Genomic DNA, 5,258 nt, shown 5'->3' with positions numbered 1-5,258 from the left:
ACTCGTACATCCGCTGGTACAACGCAAAGCGGATCAAGGTCTCGCTCGGCTTCCTGAGCCCGGTCGAATATCGGCAGAGTCTCGGAATTGCGGCATAAATCAGTCCAAGAATTCCGCCGCACCCCCGGCGGGTCAGAATTCAAGCGGCGTTGACAGGTAGCGCTCGAGTAGATCGAGCACGGCGGGATGCTCGAGGCGCGGTCCGAGAACGCGCTCAAGCGCGGGATGGATCTGGGTGAGCAGGCCGCGAATCCCGTTACTGGTTTGGGGAATTTGAGCGGCGAGATCGTCGTCGAAGCCGCACAGCATGGGCAGCTCGGCGAGCGGTTCATCAGCTAACCGAAGCGAGCGCAGCGTATGCGGGTTCGAACCGGCGGCCTCGGCGATGATTGCGGCCGTCGCGGGCGTCTGTCTTGGCCTCACCGGCATGCAGGTCGGCAATGCGGCGCATCGCCAGTCCGGGCAGATAGGCAAGCAGAACGCCGTCATGCCTGTGTCAGGTGCCACACGCTGCCAACCGATGGAGTAGATGGAAAAAGGGCTTGGTCGGGCGTTGGCGCTCAGCGGGGGCGATTAGTGCCCCGACGGTGTTCAACGCGGCGCTCGACGACAAGCTGTTTTGAGCTCGTCGAGCGGCCACACTAACTCGGTTCGACTTCCGACAGAAGCGACTGCGTGCGCCCCGGGTTGCGAAAACCTTGCATCTGACGTTGGTGGCTGTGCGTGGGCTGGTGACTGTTTTAGGCCCGGTTCTCTATCTCTGACGATCATGTGGACCAATCCAACGCCATTGAGCGAAATAAGGGGACAACGAACTACCCTTGAAGAGCCGCGTCAGTCGCGTTGCGCTTGCGTACATCTGCGGGGTTCGGTCCGCTAAACAATCGCCACTCGGTTGCGACCCCGACTTTTCGCGTGGTAAAGCCGCTCGTCTGCTGACCGAAGTAGTGCGTCAATCGTGCGACCATCCCTGCCGAACTGCGAGATGCCGATACTGACAGTTATCGATACCTTGCACCCAAGTTCACCGGCGAAAGTCGTGCTGGCAATTGTCGCGCGAATGCGCTCGCCGATTGCGAGTGCTGCATCCAGCGATGTGCGGGTCAGCAGCACCATGAACTCTTCGCCGCCCACGCGTGCTACGCCGTCGTAGGGCCGAATCGCGTCGCGGCATACTCGCACGAATCCCTGGAGCACTGTGTCGCCGACCTGATGTCCGTAAGCGTCGTTGACCCATTTAAAGTTGTCGAGATCGAGCGCGAGAAGTGAGAATGGAGTGCCGTCTCTCTGTGCGCGAACGACCTCCGTTTCTACACACGCAATGAAATGACGCCGATTCGCAGCTCCGGTCAATGGATCGGTCGCCGCGAGGTGCGCCAGCTTCTGGTTCTCGCGGTGAACTTCCTTCAGAGCGTTTTTGGCGCGATCCATTTCTTGGGCGAGTCGCGCGTTCAACTCCTCGCGACTATGGATCGTCGCAAATGAACGTGTCGTCAAAAAGGCCTGCGCCACGCCATAGCTGAGAAGGAAGAGGCCGCTGGCGAAAATGACGTGAGCAAGCCACCACATGTGGTTCCATGGGCTGCTCAGAAGAAAAGCCACCGACGACAGAGCGAAGGACATGACGGAGATGCCACAGACCAGCATCAGCGGGGACCGAGGCCGACGCAGTATCAGGATAACGACGCTGAGCGTCGAAAACCCGAGCGCCGCAGTGTCCATGACCCGCAGAATGATAACGCCAGCAACTGTAGAATGGGCAAGAAGCGCAACCAGAACGTCCACTACGAGGAATATTGCGGCCCAACTTAGCAAGTACTTGGCTCCGGCGCGGCGCTCAGCGGGATCAGACGGCCTTTGATACGACAGAAGCCCAATCAACAACAGAATCGACATCGTTAGACGCGACGCCGGACCATACAACAGGAATAGCCAAATGTTTTGATGAGCGGATCTGGTGAATGCGCCATGGAGCGCACAGATCAATACAGATCCGAGGAAGCCTAGCGTCATCCATCGCAGCAACGGCTCGCCGGAGGATCGATAGCATTGCCACGCCAAGTAGGCGACAAAAAGACCCACAAACGTCGCTCCTGTGATCGAAATTTCATGAAATGGGTAGTTTTCGAACTTGAGACCCGGGTTTTGAAAGAAATACAGGTAGCCAATCAGATAGGCCGGAACAAGAGCGAAGGCGACGAAAACCAACTGCGCGTAGCTCCTCGTGATGAACCGCACGAAGGAACGTTGCTTATCAGTCTGCACCGCAGTCGTCGCGCTCATAAATTCACTCCGGTGTGGTCCTTTCAGCCCGTCGTTGCCCCCATCGATACAATTGCCTTTGCCAGATACGGATTTTGACAGACGAGCTGAATCGATGCGCCATAAAAGTTTGCAACCATCTTTGTATGTTTCCCAATTTTCTATCAAAACGACGCGTTTAAATTCCTACGTTGAATGGGCCCCGCATGCCGGATGGGATTGTATCGTCGTCCTTTTTGGGATGGCGTCAAAAAACGCTCAAAAAATGGAAAAACAATAACGTGTACGACTCGTTTTTGTTGGTGTGCCCGTTGGCGAGAAAACCGGCCTGCTGACGATAATGCCTGGGCTAGGGATGCGCAATCGTAAAATTTACGACCATAGAGGCTCAGCCCTGCAATTACCTCGGCCCGCGTGACGCGGGTTTGCCATTCTCGGAAGCGGTCCCTCTGCGCTGGTTCGGGTAGAAGGCTGGCTCGTCAGCGACGAACCCTCAAAGTTACGACAATTTACATCGCTTAGCTTATCGGAAACATTTAGTCCTTCGCGAACCTTGGCCCGGCGGCGATGTTGGATTGTCGCTGTCTTGCAATTGGCGCATCGTGTCCCATCCGCTACGCCATGCGTTTCTTATGGACAATTGTCGTTGAAGTGAATGTCCCGCGCAGACTGCGCCAGACAAAACCGAAAGTTGTCTGACGCTAGATTGTCGCTTTTCATCGCATGTGCATACCACCGTTGACGGAGAAATCGGTGCCCGTGACAAAGCCGGCTTCATCGGAACAGAGAAATGCCACCACGGCCGCGACTTCGTCCGGTTGACCGAGTCTGCCGACCGGAATCTGAGGAAGAATTCGTGTTTCCATTACGTCCTTGGGAATCGCCGCAGTCATGGTCGTGGCGAGATAACCGGGCGACACCGTGTTGACAGTAACGCCGTATCGCGCCGTCTCCAGCGCGAGCGACATGGTGAAACCGTGAATGCCCGCTTTTGCTGCGGCGTAGTTGGTTTGCCCGAATGCACCGCGCGCACCGTTCACTGAGCCGATATTCACGATCCTCCCGAATCCCTGCTTGACCATTCCACCGAGAAATGGCTTCGTCAGGTTGAACATGGAATCGAGATTGGTGCGTGAGACCTTATCCCAATCTTCCTTGGTCATTCTTGCAAAGCTTGAATCGCGCGTAATGCCCGCGTTATTCACAAGAATGTCCACCATACCGAATTCGGTGAGCACGCGCTCCGCGCAATGCGCACACGAATCGAAGCTGGAGACGTCGACCTCGAACGCAACGAAACGGCGACCTACATCCCGTTCATGGACGAGCCACGTGGCAACGTGATCGTTGTGCTCGGAATGCGAGAGGGCGACCACCGTGCCTGCATCGTGGAGACGTCGGCTAATGGCGGCTCCGAGACCGCCCATGCCGCCAGTAACGAAAGCAACGCGTTTGGCTGACATGATGTTCCCCTTGTGAGCGAGGCCGTCGGCGGCCGGTGATTGAGTCGATTTACTGAATTGTCCGGAGATTTTCGGCTCCCCGACACTCCCCTCGAGGAACCATGTCGACCGCCGGTTTTATGCGACGGTACGGCAAGGCCGGCTCGTTGCAGAACTTCGCAGAAGAACACATGCGTTCGCAGCGCAAACGTAAGTTCGCGCCCTACGGATTGAATGGTGTCACGGATTTTCCTCGCATGACGGATTTCCTGACGCGATAAAGCGATCCGCAATTATCCGGTTGGAAGCAGCTGCAAACGCGCACGCCATGATTGCGTGTTCAATATAGGCGTATCGGTCAACAGCGGGCTTAACATGGATCAATCATCGAAGAGATACCGTTGCCGCACTCGGGAGTGTAGTGTTCCGACCTTCCCCGCTCGCTATTCGTCGGGTTCTCTCGGGGGTTCATCTGCCCCGCACGGCTGGTAAATAGGGGGGCGCAGCTAGGTTGTGTTATGCCCCTTTGTCAAAGGCTGCAATGTGGATGAGCACAAGCACGGAGAATACGACGAAACGCAACCAGCGAGGGCCTCGCGCCATCGCTCTGTAGCGTCTGCCGCTTTCTGCGGAAGCGGTTGAGCCAGTCAAAGCTGCGTTTGACCAGCGGCGCCAAAAATACACGGAGCGCCTTTTAGCCTGCGGCGGCTTGACGACTTAGAGGTCAATGCCTTCGTCGAGTGTAGCGTGCGCAGGTTCTTCGTCTGTGCACCTCCGGTCGTCGAAAGGCAGTCCGACCGGCGGCCTGCAGAACCCGATGCGCCAGCTTCCCGACCGGGGCGCGCTCCTGCTGGTTGGCCAGCCCCACGTGCACGGCAAGCGACTGCCCACGGTATCAACCGCCGTGCGGGCCAGTATCAGCTCGACTGAGGTGCGCGCGTCGAGAATGACCGCGCTGTGTTGACGGCGGTGTTCCTGCGCAACCCGGATGATCGAACGCAGGTCATTGACATAGCCCCGAAGCAGCTTGCCTGGATTCAGCGCTGCGCTGCGTCTGCTGGTAGACCACCTCCCTCAGCTATTGGGTAACAAATGCGACGCTCCACCCGCTCTCATAATCCAGCGCAACGCGTTGAGCCCTTCGCGCAGCATGTAGCAGCGCCGTGGTGGGCCCTTACTCATCAAGGTCAGCGTACGGAGCGGCGAGGTACCAGTGTTCATCTGTTGCATCCGTTGGGGTCTGGGTTTCTTCTTCTTGCCATGGGTACCAAGCCTGACGGAAAGGTCATAACGGATTGTAAAGAATATTGAGTTTGAGAATGTTCTCTCTTATTGATGAGGAATACATAGTAATCAACATGGCGGTCTACTCAAGTAGAAAGCTGCGCCGGACGTTGTGAGCGCATCGCAAACGAGCTTTTAGAGCGTGTTAGGAACTTTGAAGTACTGGCACGGCGTGGACAAGCATGAGCATTGCGAAGACGACAAAATGAAGCCCGGCGAGAGTTTCGGGGAGCCGTTCATAGTCACGTGCGAGACGCCGGAAACGGTTGA

The 5,258-nt window shown here is 56.8% G+C and carries 4 protein-coding genes and 3 pseudogenes; 2 read left to right on the top strand and 5 right to left on the bottom strand.

Going from position 1 to position 5,258, the window contains the following annotated elements; all coding sequences use genetic code 11:
- Positions 1–98 (top strand): IS3 family transposase (locus VSR82_RS39415; protein ID WP_498858863.1); only part of this gene is annotated, 98 nt, incomplete at its 5' end.
- 52 nt (positions 99–150) lie between these two features.
- Here VSR82_RS39415 and VSR82_RS39410 read toward each other — a convergent pair.
- From VSR82_RS39410 to VSR82_RS39395, 4 genes and pseudogenes are all read right to left on the bottom strand, one after another.
- Positions 151–493 (bottom strand): annotated as a pseudogene (locus VSR82_RS39410) (IS110 family transposase); the annotation flags it as partial.
- 154 nt (positions 494–647) lie between these two features.
- Positions 648–740: pseudogene (locus VSR82_RS39405) on the bottom strand (IS6 family transposase); the annotation flags it as partial.
- A gap of 136 nt (positions 741–876) precedes the next feature.
- Positions 877–2,283 carry a GGDEF domain-containing protein gene (locus tag VSR82_RS39400; RefSeq protein WP_498858862.1) on the bottom strand — a complete coding sequence of 469 codons (1,407 nt, stop codon included), beginning with the start codon at positions 2,281–2,283 and terminating at the stop codon, positions 877–879.
- Positions 2,284–2,978: 695 nt separating this feature from the next.
- Positions 2,979–3,725, bottom strand: coding sequence for a beta-ketoacyl-ACP reductase (locus tag VSR82_RS39395; protein WP_498858861.1), 747 nt, complete (start codon positions 3,723–3,725; stop codon positions 2,979–2,981).
- A gap of 101 nt (positions 3,726–3,826) precedes the next feature.
- Between VSR82_RS39395 and VSR82_RS39390 the strand changes: the two genes are divergently transcribed.
- Entirely contained in the window at positions 3,827–3,985 is a 159-nt protein-coding gene (locus VSR82_RS39390; protein ID WP_410853111.1) for a hypothetical protein, read from the top strand.
- 1,148 nt (positions 3,986–5,133) lie between these two features.
- Here the strand turns inward: VSR82_RS39390 and VSR82_RS39385 are convergent.
- Positions 5,134–5,258 (bottom strand): annotated as a pseudogene (locus VSR82_RS39385) (IS5/IS1182 family transposase); the annotation flags it as partial.

Source organism: Burkholderia sp. JPY481 (genome assembly GCF_038900515.1).
Taxonomy (GTDB): domain Bacteria; phylum Pseudomonadota; class Gammaproteobacteria; order Burkholderiales; family Burkholderiaceae; genus Paraburkholderia; species Paraburkholderia youngii.
Note: the sequence above shows the minus strand (reverse complement) of the source record. Positions and strands in the feature narration are given on the sequence as shown.